General features: G+C 63.7%; 18 protein-coding genes. 12 read left to right on the top strand and 6 right to left on the bottom strand.

Features of this window, described 5'->3' with window-relative positions; genetic code table 11:
• Positions 1–54 precede the first annotated feature (54 nt).
• Positions 55–2,175 carry a 3-hydroxyacyl-CoA dehydrogenase NAD-binding domain-containing protein gene (locus NE850_RS02350; RefSeq protein ID WP_007181123.1) on the bottom strand — a complete coding sequence of 707 codons (2,121 nt, stop codon included), beginning with the start codon at positions 2,173–2,175 and terminating at the stop codon, positions 55–57.
• Between the two features lie 145 nt (positions 2,176–2,320).
• On the opposite strand from NE850_RS02350, the gene NE850_RS02345 reads away from it, so the two are divergent.
• Positions 2,321–3,229: a LysR family transcriptional regulator gene (locus tag NE850_RS02345; protein ID WP_007181124.1), complete on the top strand. Its 909-nt coding sequence runs from the start codon at positions 2,321–2,323 to the stop codon at positions 3,227–3,229.
• A 60-nt stretch (positions 3,230–3,289) separates the two neighbouring features.
• Here the strand turns inward: NE850_RS02345 and NE850_RS02340 are convergent, their stop codons facing one another.
• Positions 3,290–3,994: a TetR/AcrR family transcriptional regulator gene (locus tag NE850_RS02340; protein ID WP_310698393.1), complete on the bottom strand. Its 705-nt coding sequence runs from the start codon at positions 3,992–3,994 to the stop codon at positions 3,290–3,292.
• Positions 3,995–4,168: 174 nt separating this feature from the next.
• Here NE850_RS02340 and NE850_RS02335 point away from each other — a divergent pair, with 174 nt between their 5' ends.
• From NE850_RS02335 to NE850_RS02325, 3 genes are read left to right on the top strand one after another with little or no spacing between them, the layout of a single operon-like run.
• Positions 4,169–5,089, top strand: a complete 921-nt coding sequence (locus tag NE850_RS02335; protein WP_007181126.1) for an SDR family oxidoreductase — start codon at positions 4,169–4,171, stop codon at positions 5,087–5,089.
• Positions 5,086–6,756 (top strand): acyl-CoA synthetase, encoded by a 1,671-nt coding sequence (locus NE850_RS02330; RefSeq protein ID WP_007181127.1) that lies wholly within the window; start codon positions 5,086–5,088, stop codon positions 6,754–6,756. The genes NE850_RS02335 and NE850_RS02330 overlap by 4 nt, the downstream gene beginning before the upstream one ends.
• On the top strand, positions 6,753–7,277 hold the full coding sequence (locus tag NE850_RS02325) for an Lrp/AsnC family transcriptional regulator (protein WP_007181128.1): 525 nt from the start codon (positions 6,753–6,755) through the stop codon (positions 7,275–7,277). The genes NE850_RS02330 and NE850_RS02325 overlap by 4 nt, the downstream gene beginning before the upstream one ends.
• 23 nt (positions 7,278–7,300) lie before the next feature.
• Here NE850_RS02325 and NE850_RS02320 read toward each other — a convergent pair whose 3' ends face one another.
• A complete protein-coding gene (locus tag NE850_RS02320; protein WP_007181129.1) occupies positions 7,301–7,711 on the bottom strand; it encodes a DUF2000 domain-containing protein in 411 nt (136 codons plus the stop codon).
• Between the two features lie 395 nt (positions 7,712–8,106).
• On the opposite strand from NE850_RS02320, the gene NE850_RS02315 reads away from it, so the two are divergent.
• The 5 genes from NE850_RS02315 to NE850_RS02295 all read left to right on the top strand — a co-directional run bounded on the left by NE850_RS02315 (position 8,107) and on the right by NE850_RS02295 (position 11,863).
• The gene (locus NE850_RS02315) at positions 8,107–8,505 is read left to right on the top strand and encodes a VOC family protein (RefSeq protein WP_007181130.1); all 399 of its coding nucleotides are present in this window, start codon (positions 8,107–8,109) and stop codon (positions 8,503–8,505) included.
• Between the two features lie 113 nt (positions 8,506–8,618).
• Positions 8,619–9,290, top strand: coding sequence for a hypothetical protein (locus NE850_RS02310; protein ID WP_007181131.1), 672 nt, complete (start codon positions 8,619–8,621; stop codon positions 9,288–9,290).
• Between the two features lie 13 nt (positions 9,291–9,303).
• Positions 9,304–10,890: a GMC family oxidoreductase gene (locus NE850_RS02305; RefSeq protein WP_007181132.1), complete on the top strand. Its 1,587-nt coding sequence runs from the start codon at positions 9,304–9,306 to the stop codon at positions 10,888–10,890.
• Between the two features lie 143 nt (positions 10,891–11,033).
• Entirely contained in the window at positions 11,034–11,384 is a 351-nt protein-coding gene (locus NE850_RS02300; RefSeq protein ID WP_007181133.1) for a ribbon-helix-helix domain-containing protein, read from the top strand.
• Positions 11,385–11,482: 98 nt separating this feature from the next.
• A complete protein-coding gene (locus tag NE850_RS02295; RefSeq protein WP_007181134.1) occupies positions 11,483–11,863 on the top strand; it encodes a DUF5594 family protein in 381 nt (126 codons plus the stop codon).
• Positions 11,864–11,923: 60 nt separating this feature from the next.
• Here NE850_RS02295 and NE850_RS02290 read toward each other — a convergent pair whose 3' ends face one another.
• The 3 genes from NE850_RS02290 to NE850_RS02280 all read right to left on the bottom strand — a co-directional run bounded on the left by NE850_RS02290 (position 11,924) and on the right by NE850_RS02280 (position 16,944).
• A complete protein-coding gene (locus tag NE850_RS02290; RefSeq protein ID WP_007181135.1) occupies positions 11,924–13,504 on the bottom strand; it encodes a methyl-accepting chemotaxis protein in 1,581 nt (526 codons plus the stop codon).
• A 22-nt stretch (positions 13,505–13,526) separates the two neighbouring features.
• Positions 13,527–15,326 carry a methyl-accepting chemotaxis protein gene (locus tag NE850_RS02285; RefSeq protein WP_007181136.1) on the bottom strand — a complete coding sequence of 600 codons (1,800 nt, stop codon included), beginning with the start codon at positions 15,324–15,326 and terminating at the stop codon, positions 13,527–13,529.
• A 226-nt stretch (positions 15,327–15,552) separates the two neighbouring features.
• A complete protein-coding gene (locus tag NE850_RS02280; RefSeq protein ID WP_007181137.1) occupies positions 15,553–16,944 on the bottom strand; it encodes a PLP-dependent aminotransferase family protein in 1,392 nt (463 codons plus the stop codon).
• A gap of 350 nt (positions 16,945–17,294) precedes the next feature.
• Here NE850_RS02280 and NE850_RS02275 point away from each other — a divergent pair, with 350 nt between their 5' ends.
• The 3 genes from NE850_RS02275 to NE850_RS02265 are packed head-to-tail and all read left to right on the top strand — an operon-like array spanning position 17,295 to position 19,906.
• Positions 17,295–17,777, top strand: coding sequence for an MSMEG_0572/Sll0783 family nitrogen starvation response protein (locus NE850_RS02275; RefSeq protein ID WP_007181138.1), 483 nt, complete (start codon positions 17,295–17,297; stop codon positions 17,775–17,777).
• 19 nt (positions 17,778–17,796) lie between these two features.
• Positions 17,797–18,843 carry a Nit6803 family nitrilase gene (locus NE850_RS02270; protein WP_007181139.1) on the top strand — a complete coding sequence of 349 codons (1,047 nt, stop codon included), beginning with the start codon at positions 17,797–17,799 and terminating at the stop codon, positions 18,841–18,843.
• Positions 18,794–19,906: an MSMEG_0568 family radical SAM protein gene (locus NE850_RS02265; RefSeq protein WP_165186649.1), complete on the top strand. Its 1,113-nt coding sequence runs from the start codon at positions 18,794–18,796 to the stop codon at positions 19,904–19,906. Before NE850_RS02270 ends, NE850_RS02265 begins: the two co-directional genes overlap by 50 nt.
• The last annotated feature ends 1 nt before the right edge of the window (position 19,907 follow it).

The raw sequence follows: 19,907 nt of genomic DNA, 5'->3' as shown, positions 1-19,907 counted from the left end.
CGAGCCGCGCACGCAAGGCACGCCGCTCGTAATGCCTATCGATGATGCCCCGTTTCAGACCGTCTGGTTCAGGCTCGCGAAATCGGCGCCGCGTTCCACCAGTTCCACGAGCAGCGGCGAGGCCTTCCAGAAGAGCGGATCCTCTTTGGCGAACTCGCGGATGTCGGCAAGAATCTTCGGCAGGCCGACCATGTCCGCGTATTTCATCGGACCGCCGCGATAGCGCGGAAAGCCATAGCCGTACAGGAACGTCACGTCGACATCCAGCGGACGCAGCGCGATACGCTCGTGCACGACGTTGGCGCCTTCGTTGATCATCGCGGCCATATAGCGGCGGATGATCTCGTCGTCGGTGAAACTGCGCGGCGTGATGCCGGCGCGTGCGCGCTCGGCGTCGATGATCGCTTCCACTTCGGGGTCGGGTGTGCCGCTGCGCGATCCTTCGGGGTACAGATAAAAGCCACGTCCGGTTTTCTGGCCGAACCAGCCGCGCTCGCACAGGCGATCGGCGATCTGCACGTAACGTGCTGCGGGATTGCGGGTGGCGGCGCGCCGCTTGCGTGCCGCCCAGCCGATGTCGCCGCCCGCCAGATCCACCACCTGGAACGGTCCCATCGGAAAGCCGAACGCGCGCACGGCCGCATCGATCTGATAGGGCGAGGCGCCGTCTTCCATCATGGCATCCGCGGCGGCGCGGTACACGGCCAGCACCCGGTTGCCGATGAAGCCATCGCACACGCCCGCGCGCACCGGCGTTTTACGCAAATTTTTCGCGAACTCGAACGCGGTGGCGACTACGTCCGCGCTGACCTGTTTCGGCACGACCACTTCCAGCAGCTTCATGATGTTGGCGGGCGAGAAGAAGTGCAGGCCGATCACGTCGGCGGGGCGCGAAATGCTCGCCGCGATCGCGTCGATGTCGAGATATGACGTGTTGGTTGCGAGCACGGCGCCTGCTTTGCAGACGCGATCGAGTTCGGCGAATACGGCCTGTTTGACGGCGAGGTCTTCGAACACGGCTTCGATCACGAGATCGGCATCGGCGAGCGCATCGTAAGAGGTGCTGCCGTTCCAGCGCGCCATGACGGCCGCTTTCTTGTCCGCACTCATGCGGCCCTTGGCGATCAGGCCATCGTAGACTTTCTCGATGTGTGCGAGGCCGCGCGCAAGCGAGGCGTCATCGCGTTCGATCATCGTCACCGGCAGGCCCGCGTCGAGCGCCGCGACCGCGATGCCCGCGCCCATCGTGCCGCCGCCCACCACGCCGATCGCGTTCAGCGCGCGCGGTTTGGCGTCGCGTGTTTCGGGCGCCTTGAGCACTTCGCGCTCGGCAAAGAACGCATGGATCAGGCCGGCGCGCTGCGGGCTGTCGAGGCATTCGAGGAACAGCTTGCGTTCGAGCCGCAGACCTTCGTCGAAAGGCTGTTCGATGGCGGCCTCGACGGCGTCGATAATTTTCAGCGGCGAGAACAGGCCACGCGATTTCTTCGCGGTTTCCGCGCGCGCTGCGGTTACGGCGGCGAGGCTCGCGGCGCGGTCGCCGAGCGCTGCGGCCTCGCGGGTGCGGCGCACCGGCGCGTGGGCGGCCAGCAACTCGTGTACATACGCGAGTCCTTCGGCGAGGATGTCGTCGCTGCTGCCCAGGCGGTCGATCAGACCGAGCGCCAGCGCTTCCTTCGAGCTCGCATGGCGGCCGCTCAGGATCAGGTCGAGCGCGGCCTGCGCGCCGATCAGGCGCGGCGTGCGCTGCGTGCCGCCCGCGCCAGGCAACAGGCCGAGTTGCACTTCGGGCAGGCCGAGTTTCGCGCCTTCCACGGCAATCCGGTAGTGCGCCGCGAGCGCCACTTCCAGGCCGCCGCCGAGCGCCGCGCCATGAATCGCGGCGACCACCGGTTTCGTGCACGCTTCGATGCGGTTGCATACGTCCGGGAGCGCGGGCGGCACCGGCGGCTTGCCGAACTCGCGAATGTCCGCGCCGGCGATGAAATTGCGCCCCGCGCCGACGATCAGCACGGCTTCCACCGCGTTATCGGCATCCGCGGCTTCGACGGCGGCGAGCAGACCGCGCCGCACGTCGGCGGAGAGGGCATTGACCGGCGCGTGGTCGATCGTCACGAGCAGCACCTTGCCGCGCAATTCGCGCGTCACAACGTCGGCTGAAGGGTTGAGGGTCATGGTGTCGTCTCCTGACTGTTATCGGTTGCAGGCGGAAAGGCATGCCGGGTCTGGCGAATTCTCCGATTGTGAGGCGGTCAAGGTTTATTGACAATCACATGGAAGGTTGACAGACTGTCAAGGCTATTTTGACAAAGGCGCCGCTGTGGACGTCAATTCCCTGACCTTGCTGGTGGAGATTCTGGACGCGGGCAATCTCAGCGAAGCCGCGCGCCGGCTGAAAATGAGCCGCGCGAACGTAAGCTATCACCTGAACCAGTTGGAGCGCTCTATCGGCCTGCAACTGGTGAGGCGCACCACGCGCCGGGTCGAGCCGACCGAGATCGGCCTGCAGCTATACGAGCATGGCCGCACGATCCAGAATGCGCTGCTCGCCGCGCGCGAGTCCGTTACCACGCTCGGGCAAAGCCTGCAGGGCCGCGTGCGGCTGAGCGTGCCGAGCGGGTATGGGCAACTCGTCATGTCGGACTGGCTGATCGCGTTCAAGCGGCTTTATCCCGGCATCGTGCTGGACGTGATGTTCGAGAACCGCGTTGAAGACCTGATGCGCGACGAAGTCGATATCGCCGTGCGCGTGATGTCCGAGCCGCCGCAAAACCTGGTTGCGCGCGACATGGGGCCGGTCAGGTACGTGGCGTGTGCGTCGCCGGCTTTCGCGCAAACCCACGGCATGCCGCGGCAACTCGACGATCTGCGCACGGCGCCGCTGATTACCTCGGCCGTGGTCGGCAGGCAGTTGCGCGTGGCCGCTTACTTGCGTGACGAACGGCACGAAGTGCTGCTGGAGCCGACGCTCATCTCCGAGAACTTTCTTTTTTTGCGCCAGGCGGTGCTCGCCGGGCTGGGCGTGGGCCTCGTGCCGGACTACGTGGTGCAGGACGACCTGCGCCGTGGCGATGCGGTGACCGCGCTCGACGAATGGCGCTTGAGCATCTTCGGCACGCATATGTACATGCTGTATATGCCGAACCGGCATCACACGCGCGCGGCGGCGACCTTCATCGATTTCATTTTGCAGCAGGCGCACGGCACGGGCAGAGGCGTGCCGGCGTGATCGGCTGCGGGAAGGAACTTTGCTGAACAGTGCCTGAGGCCCATGACACCCGCACCTTCTTCACTTCGATCCCGCCGCCTCGAACCGCTTCACCGCGCCGACGACATCGCTGCGCAGTTGCCGCAATGCGGCCTCCTGTGCATCGGGCGGCACGAGCCCCTGCCACAGCAGATCGCTCAGCGAAGCGGCGGTCGCTTCGATATCCACCGCTTTCTGTTTTCGCACCGCGTCCCACAGCACGTGTTCCATCGGCCCATACACGGCGGAGCGCAACAGACCGAGCGGCATGTCGGCGCGAACGTCGCCGCTCGCCACGCCTTCGGCGAGCACGTTCATCATCGGTGCCGTATAGCGGCGCTGAAGTTCGACGATCACATCGCCGAACTTGTCGTCCTTCTCGCGTCCTTCGGAAAGAATGAGCGCGCACAGACCCGTGCCGTCGACGGTCAACCGGTAGAGGTGCGTGCGCACGAGGTAGGCGAACTTGTTGCGGGTGCCCGCGATCAACGGCAATTCGTTTTCGACCTGGGTGATGATCTCGTCGTACCAGTTGCCGAGCACGCGAACGCAGAGATCGCGCTTGCTGGCGAAGTACGTGAAGATCGTCGCCTCGGACACGCCGACGCGCCCGGCGATCTCCGTCATGGTGGCCGACGCGTAGCCGACTTCGGAAAACACGAGCCGGGCCGCCTCCAGAATCGCCTTGAGTCGTTGTTCGGAGCGCGCCTGCACAGGCACGCGGCGGGAAATGGCGGACACGGTCATCGATTGGGATACACGCGAAATTGAGTCGGCATAAGTTGAGTCTAGCTCAAAGAACGGAGAAGTGGTAAAGCATAAATAGTATGAAATAAAATTGCGGTTATGCACGACACGAGAATAAAACCTGAGCTAAACTCAATAAACATCGAAAGCGCAGTACATGAAGGAGACACCCGAATGCCCGCAGCTTCGTCGAGCACCTCGCCGCCGTCAAACGGCTATCGTTCGGTTTTCCGCGAAGGTCTCTTCGCCGGCAAAGTCATCATCGTCACCGGTGCGGGTAGCGGGTTAGGCCGATGCACCGCGCACGAACTCGCATCCTTAGGCGCAACTCTCGCGCTGGTCGGCCGAAGCGCGGACAAGCTGAAAGCGGTGCAAGCCGAACTGGACGAGGATCATCAACGCGCGTCCGCCGGACACAAAACATATTCCTGCGACATCCGCAACGAGCAACAGGTCCGCGAAACGATCGCTTCGATCGTCGCGGAACTCGGCCGCATAGACGGCCTCTTCAACTGCGCGGGCGGCCAGTTCCCCGCAAAGCTCGAAAAAATTTCGCTGAACGGTTGGGACGCGGTGGTGCGCAACAATCTGCACGGTACGTTTCTGATGTCCCGCGAGTGCTATACGCAATGGATGGAACATCACGGCGGAACGATCGTGAACATGCTGGCGGATATCTGGGGCGGCATGCCCGGCATGGGGCACTCGGGCGCGGCGCGCGCGGGCGTATGGAACCTCACGGAAACCGCCGCATGCGAATGGGGCCACGCCGGTGTGAGAGTCAATGCGGTCGCGCCGGGCTGGATAGCGTCCGCGGGCATGGACAGCTACAACGAAGACTACCAGGCGCTGCTGCGCACGCTCAGGCATAAGGTTCCGCTGCAGCGCTTCGGCACCGAATCCGAACTTGCCGGCGCGGCGGTGTTTCTGTTGTCGGAGGCGTCGGCGTTCATCAACGGCACGGTGATCCGCGTCGACGGCGGCGTGCCGAACGCGCGCCACTCGTGGCCGCTTCCGCCGGCGGAGCGTACGATCGAATATAACGGCTTCCCGCGCTATCAACCGCCGACGGGCTTGCAGGAGCAGACACGATGAACCTCGACGGCCAGACCTACGAATCGCTGACGGCAAACTTCGCGTGGCAGATCCCGGCGCGCTACAACATCGGTGTGGACGTGTGCGATAAATGGGCCGACGGTTCGGGCCGTCTCGCGCTGATCTACGAAGATCCCGAGAGCAACGCTACCCGCTATACGTTCGACGAGTTGAAAGCGCTGTCCGACCGCTTCGCCAACGCGCTGCTCGCAGCGGGTGCGCAACGCGGCGACCGGATCGGCATCTTCCTGTCGCAATCCGTCGAAACGGCTATCGCGCATCTCGCCGCCTACAAGGCCGGCATGGTGGCCGTGCCGCTTTTCGCGCTGTTCGGCGTCGATGCGATCGAACATCGGCTCGGCGATAGCGGCGCGGTGGCGTTGATTACCGATCACGGCGGCGTGCAGAAGGTCGGCGAAATCCGCGCGGCGTTGCCGTCGCTGCGCAATGTTTTCAGCGTGGATATCGATCAGGACAACGGCGATCCGCACGCACCGGTGCGTTCGTTCTGGCACGCGCTGAGGAGCGCGCCCGCCGGTTTCATGCCCGCCGATACCGGTGCCGACGATCCCGCGGTGATCATCTATACATCGGGCACGACCGGCAAACCGAAGGGCGCGCTGCATGGGCACCGCGTGTTGCCTGGTCACCTGCCGGGCGTCGAGATGTCGCAGCAGGGCTTTCCCGCGCATGCCACGCTGATCTGGACGCCCGCCGACTGGGCGTGGATCGGCGGCCTGTTCGACGTGCTCTTGCCGTCCTGGCATCACGGCGTGCCGGTACTCGCACGCCGCTTTGCGAAATTCGACGGCGAGGCCGCGTTCGATCTGATGGCGCGTCACGCGGTCTCGCATACGTTTCTGCCGCCCACCGCATTGAAGATGATGCGCGGCGTCGAACGTCCCGAACGTTGGAGTCTCGCGTTGCGTTCGGTGGCGAGCGGCGGCGAATCGCTCGGTGAGGAATTGATCGGTTGGGGCCGCAAAGCGCTGGGCGTCACGATCAACGAGTTCTACGGGCAGACGGAGTGCAACGTCGTGGTGTCGTCGTGCGCGGCGCTCTTCGAGCCGCGCTTCGGGGCGATTGGTCGCGCGGTGCCGGGGCATCGTGTTGCGATTGTCGATATGGACGGCAACGAACTTCCGCCGGGTGCAATCGGCGATATCGCGGTGGCCGCGCCCGATCCGGTCATGTTTCTCGGTTACTGGGGCAACGAAGCGGCGACGCGCGAGAAATTCCGCGGCAAGTTTCTGGTGACCGGCGACCTCGGCACGTGCGACGCGGACGGCTTCATCCGTTTTGTCGGCCGTGGCGACGATGTGATCACGAGCGCCGGCTACCGCATCGGGCCGGCTTCGATCGAAGACTCACTGCTGCGTCATCCGGCTGTTTCGATGGCGGCCGTGATCGGCGCGCCGGATCGCGAGCGCACCGAGATCGTGATGGCGTTCGTGGTGCTGAACCCCGGTTTTGTCGGCGACGCGGCGCTGGTGCGCGAGATCCAGCAGCATGTCAAAACGCGTCTCGCCGCACACGAATATCCGCGCGAGATTCGCTTTGTCGACAGCCTGCCGTTGACTGCGACCGGCAAGGTGATCCGCAAAGCCTTGCGCGAGGGACTGGAACAGGACGCGGACAATCCCACGTCAAAACCCGAGCGCCGATGAGCACGAGCCGACGTTCGCTCACCACCCGCAGCGGCAGGGCGCTGAGAGCTTCGGGCGCGCAACCGGGCGCGGCCTCGCTCGACGACACCGACCGCAAGCTGCTCGCGCTGCTCGCCGAAGACGCCACCCGCACTTACGCGGAACTCGGCAAGCTGCTGTTTCTATCGGCGCCCGCTGTCCACGAGCGCGCGCGGCGGCTGAAGAAAGAAGGCGTGATCAAGGCCACCGTGGCCGCGCTCGACGCCGCGAAACTGAACCGTCCGTTACTCGCGTTCGTGCATGTCGATACGACGAGCTGGGCGGTAACGCGGCAACTGCTGGCGCTACAGGAGCTATCGGACGTCGAGGAGATTCATACCGTAACGGGCGAGAGCGCCATGCTGCTCAAAGTCCGCACGCGCGACACGCAATCGCTCGAACAACTGCTCGCGCGCATTCACGCGATCGAAGGCTTCACCGGCACGCGCAGCTATATCGCGCTGACCACCTATCTGGAGCGCGGCCCGAGCCCGGACCTCTGAGCGCGATGAGCAATCGCTGCGCTTCAGGTGTGCAGCGAGAGACCTTTCACGGCTTTGTCGACGGCTTTTTTCGGCCCGCGCACGGCAAGCCCGACCAGGTCGGGGGCGTCGGCCGGCTCGGCGCGGAACACATCGCGGTTCGCCTGATCGTGGCCGGTCGAAAACATCGCGCGCACATACACGGCGCGCGTCAATTCGCGTTCAATGCCCTGGCGAAACGCGCGCAGCAAACCCGCGTTGTCCGCCTGATAGACCATCATCGGCTGGCCGAACAGCCGCGCATGGCGGCGGCCCGCCGCGTCCTCGTACGGTTCGCCCATCGCCTCGGGCGCCGCGCCCGCGATCCCTGTTGCGAGAAACGCGGTGACATTGAGTTTTTGCCAGACAGCGAGATCGTCCAGCACGATGATCGCGACTTTCGTATCGAATTCCATAACGCACTACGCTCCACAGCCTGGGCCGATGCATCGGTGTCGCATCGCCCGTCATTCAGGAAAAGTGTCCACAGCCGGATCTTATGGAAACTCGCGGCGCATGTGCACGACCTCAATGCAAAAACGAATGGGCTTCAGCGGACGCACGCCTGCCTGCCGGCCCTGTCGAGTTTTGCCTGATGCCATTCGGCAAACACTCGCTCGAATAGCCTGGCGTGCTGCATTGCAACCTGCCGTAGCGTCATGTCCATCGCCGTTTGCATCGCAATTGCTCGCGCGAAGATCATGCAATCGACGCTTGCGCAACATAGGGCAAGTCCCTGGCCCGATTTAGCCGTGCATTACCACTCGCGTGTGCGGCCTCCTACACTGGATTCAAACAGGAGGGGACACAGATGGCCAAACTCATCCACACGATGATCCGCGTGCACGATCTGCCGCGTTCGCTGCAGTTCTATCAAAAGGCTTTCAATCTGGACGTATCGCACCGGCTCGACTTTCCGGATTTCACGCTCGTGTATTTGCGCAACGAGGAAGCCGACGCCGAAATAGAACTCACCTGGAACAAAGGCCGGGCGGAGCCGTATTCGCACGGCGACGGCTACGGCCACGTGGCGTTTTGCGTCGACGATGCAAAGCGCGAACGGCAACGCCTGCTCGATCTCGGCATGGCGCCCAACGATCTGCGCGAGTTTCACAACGACAACGGCGAGTTGCTGGCGCGTTACTTTTTCATTCAGGATCCTGACGGCTACAAAATCGAAGTGCTGGAACGCTACGGCCACTATCAATAGTAAAAGTAATCCAGGCGGCCGCCGCACGTAGTTGCAATACCCCACAACAACCAGGTTGCATGGGACCGGAGTAAGTGCTGACGCGCTGACTCCGGTCTACAAAGGAGACAGACATGAAGACAGCGATCATCCCGATCGTCGCGTCCGATCACGCACACCATGCGCACCCTCACGAGCATGCTGACGAGCACGGCGGCGCACATCGCGCGGCAAAGGCAGCCGCGGCCGCATTGCGGATTCCACTCACGCGGCGCGAGCTGTTGAGAGGCACGGGTGTGCTGATGGGCACGCTGGCTGTTTCATCGGTGTTGTCGACGCTCGCACCGAGCCGCGCGTGGGCGCTCGAACTGCAAGGACTGGACACGCACCAGGGCGAAGTGATTCTCGCCTTCACGCGGCAACTCTATCCGCACCCCACGCTCGACAACGCGGTCTATGCGCTGGTCGTCAAGGATCTCGACGCGAAAGCGAAAGCCGATCCGGCAGTGCGCCGGCAACTCGCGGATGGGGTGCAACAGCTCGACGCGCAAGCCGCCTCGGACTGGCTCAAGCGCGCGCCCTCGGACCAGGCACGGGACGTTGCGGCGCTCGCGGGGACGCCTTTCTTCAACACGATACGCAGCACCGCGGTGGTCTCGCTGTATGCCAACACGATGGCGTATGCGCACTTCGGCTACGGCGCTTCGGAGGGAGACGGCGGCTACCTGAACAAGGGTTTCAACAGTCTCTCGTGGCTGCCCAATCCGCCGGCCAGTGCCAGCGGCCCGATTCCGACGGATAGCTGACAGGAGACAGGACATGAATCAGGACAACAACAAGGTGCGTTTTTCGCACAACGACGACAAGGTCGTCGTGATCATCGGTTCGGGCGCGGGCGGCGGGACGCTCGCCAACGAACTGGCGCAGAAGGGTATCGACGTCGTCGTGCTGGAAGCGGGCAAACTACATACGCAGGCCGATTTCACCACCGACGAGTGGGGCGCGTTCCAGATGCTGTCATGGCTCGACAAACGCACCACGTCGGGCACCTGGCGCGTCGCCAAAGACTTTCCGAATCTCCCCGCATGGATCTGCAAGACGGTGGGCGGCACGACCACGCACTGGGCCGGCGCGAGTCTGCGGATCAGGCCGTACGAGTTCAAGGCGAAGACCACGTATGGCGATATCAAGGACGCCAATCTGCTCGACTGGCCGCTCACGCGCGAAGAACTCGATCCGTACTACGACCGCGCGCAGCAGAAAATGGGCGTGACGCGCACCAACGGTTTGCCGGGTCTGCCGGGCAACAACAACTTCAAGGTGATGTCGGCCGGCGCAATGAAGGTGGGCTACAAGGACTGCAATACCGGGCACATGGCGATCAATAGCGTAGTGCGCGACGACCGCGCGCATTGCTTCCAGCGCGGCTTCTGTTTCCAGGGATGCCGTACGGGCGCCAAGTGGTCGACGCTCTACACCGAGTTGCCGCGCGCCCAGGCGACCGGCCATATGGAGTTGCGCACGCAGGCCCACGTGGTGCGTATTGAAACCGATGCGCGCGGTAAAGCGAAGGAGGTGCTCTACTACGACGGCAACGGCAAATTGCAGCGGCAAAAGGCACGCATCGTCGCGGTGGCCGGCAACTCGATCGAGACGCCGCGCCTGCTGTTGAACTCGCATTCGAGCAGATTCCCACAAGGGCTCGCGAACGGCTCGGGACAGGTGGGGCGCAACTATATGCGTCACACCACGGGCTCGGTTTACGCCGTGTTCAACGATAAGGTGGAGATGTTCAAGGGCACCACGATGGCCGGGATCATCGAAGACGAAGCGGTATTCAATCCGCAGCGCGGCTTCGCGGGCGGCTATCACATGGAGACCATATCGCTCGGTCTGCCGTTTTACGCGGCCTTTCTCGATCCGGGTGCGTGGGGGGCGACATTTACCCAGGCAATGGATCAATACCCGTACACGGCGGGCATGTGGATCGTCGGCGAGGATATGCCGCGCGAAAGTAACCGTGTGACCTTGAATACCGACGTGAAGGATCAATACGGCCAGCCGGTCGCCAACGTGCATTTCGACGACCATCCGAACGACGAAGCGATGCGCGAGCACGCGTTCAGGCAGGGTACGGCGGTGTACGAGGCGGCAGGTGCGAAGACGGTGTATCGCGTGCCGCCGTATCCGTCCACGCACAACCTGGGCACTGCCCGCATGAGTGCTCGCGCCGAAGACGGCGTATGCAACAGTTTCGGCCAGACGCATGAAGTGTCGAATCTGTTTATTTCGGACGGCAGCCAGTTCACCACCGGCGCGGCGGAAAATCCCACCATGACGATCGTGACGCTGGCGATCCGGCAGGCCGATCACATTGCGGCGCAGATGAATAAACGCGCGGTGTAACGCGATTCGACGGGGTAGGGCGGCGTTCGGGTTCGATGCGATTGTCGGGCGGCGGATGCCGGCGTATGTTGACGAAGGGGCGGCGTGCCGTGGCTGCATGAAGAGCGCCACGGCACACCTGCCTGAAAACCGGGAGTAACGCCATGTGTGGGATATACATCAACGCCGATCCGATCCTGTACGAATCGCGCACGCGCTCGTTGCGCATTCACGGCGTGATCACCACGGTCCGGCTGGAGAATCTGTTCTGGGACGTGCTGCACGAAATCGCCGCGCGCGAGAACATGACGACCAGTCAGTTCGCCGTGCAGCTCTATGATGAATTGATCGCGCTGCGCGGCGAGCTGCCGACCAACTTCGCGTCATTCCTGCGGGTGTGCTGTTTGCGCTATCTGTCCATGCGCACCGAGAAGGGCGCCGATGTACCCGACGCGGTCCCCGAGCCGGCGGCCGGATTGAGCGAAGCGAGGCCGCGCATGCTGAAGACGGTTTGATACAACAGTGCGGCGCGAAGCCGCGCGGATACAGAGAAGCGCGCGCCTGACCGCATGCTAGGATATTCGGCACATTACGCATTAAGTTGGAGACATGGATGCGTCCGGAGAGTGCCGCCCGTTTCGATAAACAGTTCGCGCCTCGCATTGCAGAGGCTCTTGCCGCGTGTTTCGCCACCACCGTGCATACCGAAGTACTGCCCTACGGCGGCCACGGGCATCCCACCCGCGTGCGGATTCATGCAGCGCCGATCGAAGACATGGGACTGTACCCGCATCCGCTGAATCTGTATCTGACCTGGGACAGCGACGAAATCGAGAGACTGATGGGCGCCGAAGGGCCGGCGCGTTTCGCGGGCTATCTGGCCGCGCTGCCGCGCAAGCTCGCGGCCTGGAACCGTGCGCGCGAACTGGACTTTGTCTCGCATACGCAGGCCGAGCCGGTCGCCTTGATCGGCGGACTCGACTTCGAGTCGTAAGCGGCGCGTTGCTTCATCCACACACCGCGGGCGCCGCGCGACGGGCACGGCGCCGATGCGTCAAGCCGTGGCGCCCAGTCTGAAGAAACTCACGCTTTGCACGAGCCCCGATGCCTTGCTTTGCACGGCGTCGGCTGCGGCTGCCGCCTGCTCGACGAGCGCCGCATTGCTTTGCGTCACCTGGTCCATTTGCGTGACGGCGTCGTTGACTTCCGCGATACCCGTTGCCTGATCGACGCTCGCCGTCGCGATCGACTCGACAATGCGCGTCACGCTGCCGGCGCTTTCCACCACGCCGTCCATTGTGTTGCTCGCGCGATTGATCAGTTGCGTGCCGGCTTCGATCGTGGCGACCGACTCGCGGATCAGCGTCTTGATCTCGCGCGCGGCGTCGGCGGAACGTTGCGCGAGACTGCGCACTTCGCTTGCGACCACCGCGAAACCGCGCCCCTGCGTACCGGCGCGCGCCGCTTCGACCGCGGCGTTGAGTGCGAGGATATTGGTCTGCGCCGCGATAGCTTCCACCACCGCGATGATGTCGACAATGCGCTTGGACGCCGCGTCGATCTGGCCCATTGTGCGCACCGCGTCGGTCATGACCGCGCCGCCTTCACGCGCGGCATGCGCGGCGGTTTGCGCGAGCGTCGTGGCTTCGCGTGCGTTGGCGGCGTTGCGTTGAACCGAGTCGGTGAAATGCTGCATCGACGCGGCGGTTTCTTCGAGCGAGGCCGCCTGCTGTTCGGTGCGTGCGGAGAGGTCGAGGTTGCCGGCGGCGATTTCCTGCGTGGCCGACGAAATCGTGTGCGCGCCTTCACGAATCTCGCTGACGATATGCCGCAAGCGCTGATTCATGTCGTTGAGCGCGACGAGCAACTGGCCCGTTTCGTCGCGGCTTACCACGGGCACGTCCGCGCGCAGATCGCCCGCTGCGACCGCCTGCGCGACGCCCACCGCCTGTCTGACCGGCACCGTGATACTGCGGCTCAAGAACCAGACCGCGAAAGCACCGACGCCGAGCGAACCGATGACGACCGACAGCAACAATACGGTCGCGATCGTGTACGCATGTTCGGCGACTTCGCTCGTCCGTACGCTGGAGTCATGCGCCTGCTGCATCACGGCGGCGACGATATCGTCGATAGCGGCGGTTGGCGCGCGGTCGATGCCCTTCACGAGGCCGTCGACCACGTGCGCGGTGTTCGGATCGGCGGCGTCGTAGTGCCTGAGCGCGTCGAGGTAGCTGTCCTGCAACGAGGCATGCGTGGCGAGCGCCTTGTCGACACCGTCCACGTTGGCGCCCACTGCGCTCAACTGGTCTTTCAGGTTCAGCAGGGCAGCGTGCGTCGTGCCGCTTTCCTTGTTGAAGGCATCACGGTATTTCGCAAAGGCGGCCGGGTCGGCGCCGCGCAACAGCAGATCCTTCCATTCCTGCACCTGCTTCTTGAACTCGACCTGCGCGACGCGCGCCGTATCGGCGGCTTGCGCATACTGGCTGAGCGATCGAGCGGACTCGATTTGCAGCGCATGCGTTCGGGACAATGCATGCCAGCCTTCCAGACCCACGATCATCGTCGCGGCCAGCAAGACCGCTCCGAGCAGTGCCAACTTGACGGCGATCTTCAGATTTCTATAGAACGTCACTGCAATGTCCCAACGGTAGCTTTTAATCGAGTTTGAACTGCGTCACCGCGCCGGCAAGGCTCACGGCCTGACTTTGCAGTGCGGCGGCGGCCGCCGTCGATTCTTCGACCAGCGCGGCATTCTGCTGAACCATCTCGTCCAGCTGGCTGACCGCGCGGTTGACTTCCTGAATGCCGCGCGTCTGTTCGTTGGCGGCCTGCGTGATTTCGGAAATGATGGTCGTGACGTTGGCGACGTTGCTGACGATCTCCGTCATCGTTTCGCCGGCCTGGCGCACCTGGCCCGAACCGGACGAGACGCTGGCCACGGTCGATTCGATCAGCGCCTTGATTTCCTTCGCTGCCTGCGCGCTGCGTTGCGCGAGGCTGCGCACTTCACCGGCCACCACCGCGAAACCGCGGCCCTGTTCGCCCGCGCGCGCGGCTTCCACCGCGGCGTTCAGCGCGAGGATGTTGGTCTGGAACGCAATGCCGTCGATCACGCCGATGATGTCGGAGATTTTTACCGACGCATGCTGGATCTCGCCCATCGTCGCAATCACTTCGGAGATCACCACGCCGCCGCGCGAGGCGACCTGCGAAGCGGAGACGGCGCTATCGTCGGCCTGTTTCGCGGCGCTGGCCGAGTGCGTGACCGTCGAGGTGATTTCTTCCATCGAGGCGGCGGTTTGCTGCAGGCTCGCGGCAGCGGATTCCGTGCGGCCCGACAGATCGACGTTGCCCGCGGCGATTTCATTCGCGGCCACGCGCACCGATTCGCTGGCGTCACGAATCTGGCGCATCACGCGGCTGAGTTTGTCGATGAAGGTGTTGAACGAGCGCGCGATCTGCGCCACTTCGTCGTTGCCGACAGCCGGCAGGCGTTGCGTCAGATCGCCTTCGCCGGAGCCAATGGCGTCCATCGCATCGCGCACTTTCGACAGACGCTGGAACGACACCGCGGTGACCGCCGCCACGACTGCGGCGGCGATGCCGGCGATCACGATCAGCGCGATCACCGAGGCGGTCAGCAGCGAACGCATGCCGGCAGTCGCTTCGGCTTTGTCGAGTGCGACGACCGCGTACCAGTCGGTGCCCGGAATCGCTTGCGCGCGCATCAGTTTGGTGCTGCCGCTCACGTCCATTTCGAGCGGACGGTCTGCGCTAAAAAGAGCGGCGAGCTTGTCGCCGGTCAGGCCGGGCGCGACATCGGACACCGGTTTCAAGGTCAGTTTCGGATCCGGATGCGCGACGATATGGCCGCTCGCATCGATCAGCATGCCGAAGCTTGCGGGCGTCGGATGGATCGCCTTGACGTTGGCGATCACGCTGTCCATCGCAACGTCCCCCGACACCACGCCTTTCACCGCGCCGTCGCGCACCACCGGCGCCGCGAATGCCACCACCAGCTTGCCCGTGCCCACGTCCACGTATGGCGGCGTCACCACCGGCTTGCCCGCCGTGGCGGCCTGCCTGTACCAGGGACGGCCGGTCGGATCGTAGTCGGCCGGAATGCCGGTCGGGTCGGAGAACTTCGCCGTCTTGTCTGCGTAGCCGACATACACGTTGGTGAACTTGCCGGCCGCGGCGATCTGCTTCAGTGCGGCGGACGGATCGGGTTGCAGCACCGCGTCCTGCAGCGAGTTGATCATCTGGCTGTTGCTGGCGACCCAGTCGCTGATGCCGGCCGCGTGTCCGCTTTCGACCGCGGTCAGGCTGCTATTGATGGCCTCGGCGTTATACGAGTTGGCGACGACATAGTTGAGAACCGCGTTGGCGGCAAGCGCCACCACGACGATAGCGACGCATAGGGCAACGATGCGCGCGCGAATGGAGGTGAACATGTCGGGAGTCTTTCGGAGTGAGCGGTGAACCGGAGTTGGTGAGGCGGGGGCCTCACCTGCGGTATACGGCCTGAACACGCGAGACTTGAGCGGTAAATACTTTCAATTGCTGACAAAACGCCGTGAGAGCAGCGTGTGGCGCAGTGCCGCGGGGCGGCAAGATGGGTCGTGAGGCGTTGTATTCGTACGACGATAACGCCGCGCTGAATAGGCGGCGGATCGCGTCTTACATCACCGGTGAATGCAGATGATGCGGATGGTCCAGAGTTTCCGCCACGATGCGCAGCGCCTCTGTGCATTCGTCACGCGTTTTCGATCCGCCGAGGCATACACGCATGGCATTGGGCGGATTGCCGTCGGTGGAGAACGCGGCACCCGCCACGGCGGCAATGCCCTGATTGCGCAGTTGCAAGGCGAGTTCCGACGCGCTCCAGCCGCTTTCCACCGGCACCGGCAGCCACAAATGAAAACCGTCCTGATGCGCTTCGTAAGGCCACGCTTCGAGCATGCGCGCGGCAATGGCCTGGCGCGCACGCGACTCGTTGCGGATCGCGGTGAGCATGTCCGAGGCGGTGCCGTCCGCGATCCATTGCGTCGCGAGCAGGACTGTGTACGAGCTTGCCATCACCGTGGTGGCGCGCAACGCGCCGGCCAGCCGCTGTGTCTGGCGCGGTGTCGGCGCATGCAGATGCGCGACGCGCAAACCCGCGCCGAAGCATTTCGACAGACCTGTCACGTAGTACGTCAGTTCGGGTGCGAAGCTCGCGAGCGCATCGGGTGCGCTCTGCGGCAGCATTGCATAGGCGTCGTCTTCGATGATCGGCACACTGTAGCGCAGCGCTACGTCGGCGAGCGCCTCGCGACGTTTATGCGTGAGCGTGAGCGTGCTCGGATTCTGCAGCGTCGGATTGCAATAGAACGCGCTCGGCTTGTCGGTCTTGCAGAGTGCTTCGAAGGCATGAGCGAGCGGCCCTTCGTCGTCGCGCGGCAGCGCTTGCAGACGCACACCGAGTTGCGCGGCGATTGCCTTGATGCCGGGGTAGGCGAGTGAATCGAGGCAGATCGTGCCGCCGGGCCGCGCGAGCTGCGAGACGAGCGCCACCAGCGCGCTGTGGATGCCGGGGCACACCAGCACGTTCTGCGCGTCGCAATGCGGCACCCGGCGCCTCAGCCATTCGGCGCCCGCATCCTTGTCGGCCGCCGAGCCGCCGAAGTCCTGATAACGCAGCAACTGATAAGGATCGCTCTCCGCCATCCGGCGCGCGGCGGAGTCGCGCAGACGCATGGCGTAATCGGGCGGCTCGGGCGGCGTGTTCATCGACATTTCGATGCTGCTGCCGCCCGCGAGCGGCAAGGTGGCCGTGCGGCCGCGTACGAACGTGCCGCTGCCGGCGCGCGAATCGAGCAGGCCGCGCTTGCGCGCTTCAGCGTAGGCGCGTGCCACCGTCGTGTAGTTCAGCGCGAGCTCTTCGGCGAGATCGCGCAGGCCCGGCAAGCGGTCGCGCGGACGCAGCCGCCCGGTGGCGAGATCTTCTTCGATCAGATCGGGAATCGCGAGGTAGGCGGGTTTGCGAATGTCGGCAAGACGTTTGATCCAGTGATGTGTCGGGCTGCTCATTGCCTTCAGGTCTCTATTCGTGTTGAAAAAGCTGATCGCATCGGAATGCGATCAATGATCGGATTGATCGACTGTGGTGAATGACTGCACCACGCCGACACGTTCGGCTGCGCAAATCGCACATGGCTGGTGCGGTAAAGCCGCACCAAAGGCGTTTGCGCGGGATTAGCGGACTGTATGCAACCTTCGCGCCAAAAAATTTTCACGTCGCATTTCGAATCGAGACGGAATTGATTGCTGATTGATCGCATTGGCATGGCCGATCAATGGCACGGCCGTTGCATTGGAAGAAGCGCGCAGTACCTGAACGCGCACCTTCTTTTACTTAGCAAACCTGATCGGAGAGTGTCATGCCAGCCGTCAACAAACCGCTGCATCAGAAAGGCGATTACCTTGTCGACTATGAGGAGAAAGTCTTTGAAGACGTGAAAGCCGAGCCGGGCGAGAAGGCGCTCGTCACGTTTCATACCGTCGCCTTCGAAGGCTCGATCGGCTTCGTCAATCTGCTGCAGGCCACGCGCCTGCAACGCAAGGGCTTCGAAACATCGGTATTGCTCTACGGGCCGGGCGTGACGCTCGGTCTGCAACGCGGCTTTCCGACGCTCGGCGACGAAGCGTTCCCCGGCCATCTGAACTTCAACAAGCAACTGACGAAGTTCATGGAAGAAGGCGGCAAGGTCTACGCATGCCGCTTCGCACTGCAGGCGCTGTACGGACACGGCGAAGCCTCGCTGATCGAAGGCATTCGTCCCATCAGCCCACTCGACGTGCTCGACATCCAGTTGCTTCACCGCAAGGACAACGCGCTGGTCATCCACACCTGGACGGTTTGACGAAAGGCGAGTGACCACCATGTCCGACAAATCGACCGGCAAGCGCATCGTGCGCGCCGCCGCGGTCCAGATCGCACCGGACTTCGAGCGCAGCGGCGGCACGCTCGAGAAGGTCTGCGAGGCAATCGCACAGGCGGCGCGCGAAGGCGTGCAACTGATCGTATTTCCCGAAACCTTCGTGCCGTATTACCCGTACTTCTCTTTCGTGCGGCCGCCCGTCGCCTCCGGCGCCGATCACATGAAACTCTACGAAGAGGCCGTGGTGGTGCCGGGCCCCGTGACGCAGGCGGTGGCCGAGCAGGCGCGTTTGCATCGGATGGTGGTGGTGCTCGGCGTCAACGAGCGCGATCACGGCAGCCTTTACAACACGCAATTGATCTTCGACGTGGATGGCCAGATCGTACTCAAGCGCCGCAAGATCACTCCGACGTTTCATGAACGGATGATCTGGGGGCAAGGCGACGCGGCCGGGCTGACGGTGGCGCGCACCGCGGTGGCACGCGTGGGCGCGCTCGCCTGCTGGGAGCATTACAACCCGCTCGCGCGTTATGCGTTGATGACGCAGCACGAAGAGATTCATTGCAGCCAGTTTCCCGGCTCGCTGGTGGGGCCGATCTTCGCCGACCAGATCGAGGTGACGATCCGCCATCACGCGCTGGAATCGGGATGCTTCGTCGTCAATGCAACGGGATGGCTGAGCGAAGCGCAGATTGCGTCGGTGACTCCGGATACGAATCTGCAGAGGGCGCTGCGCGGGGGCTGCAATACCGCGATCGTGTCTCCGGAAGGCCAGCATCTTGCCGAGCCGTTGCGCGAGGGCGAAGGCATGGTGATCGCCGATCTCGACATGGCCTTGATCACCAAGCGCAAACGCATGATGGATTCAGTCGGACATTACGCGCGGCCCGAATTGCTGAGCCTCGCCATCAACCGGCGGCCCGCGGAAACCGTGGCGCCGATGCAGGCGTGGCCGGTTGTCCCGGGCGCCGATTTCAATTCAACCGAAGGAGGATGCGATGAACGCCAGCGAACCGCTGTCGGCAGAGAGCCGGCAATTGATGACTGAATTGCAGTCGGCCGGTTTGCGGCTCGTATCGCCAGATTCGGGCGCGGCGAGCCGGCGCGGCGGCGCGGGCCCGTCGGACCACAAGGCGGTGACGGTGGATGGCGTGACGATCATGGTGCCCGTGCATACGAGTACCGCATGGCACTCTCCGTTCGTCGCGCAAACACCGGATGCCAGTGGTTCGAGTGCGCTGATGCGCGGCACGATTCCGATTGCCAGTATCAGCTTTCCGAAGTCGCCGCGTTTTTACGGCATGCAGACGCTCGACGGCGTGCCGTACTCGCATATCGCCACATTGCATAGCGCGGACGTACTGGCGACTACCGTATTGCAAACCTGTATTCGCTATGAGAGCCGGCGCAAGAGCTGCAAGTTCTGCGCGATCGGGCAGTCGCTCGCGGCGGGCCGCACGATTGCGCGCAAGACGCCCGAGCAACTGGCGGAAGTGGCGCGCGCGGCCGTGCTGCTCGACGGCGTGAAGCATATGGTGCTGACCACCGGCACGCCACCCACGCCGGATCGCGGCGCGCAGATTCTGTGCGAGAGCGCGTTTGCGATCAAGGCGGCGGTCGATCTGCCGATCCAGGCACAATGCGAGCCGCCGGACGACGACCGCTGGTTCGCGCGCATGAAAGCGAGCGGCATCGACACACTCGGCATGCACCTGGAGGTCGTGACGCCCGAATTGCGCGAACGCATCATGCCGGGCAAGGCGAGCGTGCCGCTGTCGCGCTACATGGAAGCGTTCAAGTCCGCGGTGGCGGTATTCGGACGCGGCCAGGTCAGCACCTATGTTCTCGCGGGGCTAGGCGACAGCGCCGAGGCGATTCTGGCGATGTCGCGCGAGTTGATCGAGCTCGGCGTCTATCCGTTCGTCGTGCCGTTCGTGCCGATTAGCGGTACGCCGCTCGAAGATCATCCGGCGCCCACGCCCGAATTCATGAAGTCGGTTTTACAGCCGCTTGGCGGCATGCTCAATGCCGCGGCCATGCGTTCGAGCGATATCAAGGCGGGCTGCGGTAAATGCGGCGCGTGTTCGTCGCTGTCGTCGTACGAGGAGTGAT

The organism is Paraburkholderia sp. USG1 (genome assembly GCF_031570135.1).
Classification (GTDB): Bacteria; Pseudomonadota; Gammaproteobacteria; order Burkholderiales; family Burkholderiaceae; genus Paraburkholderia; species Paraburkholderia dioscoreae.
Note: the sequence above shows the minus strand (reverse complement) of the source record. Positions and strands in the feature narration are given on the sequence as shown.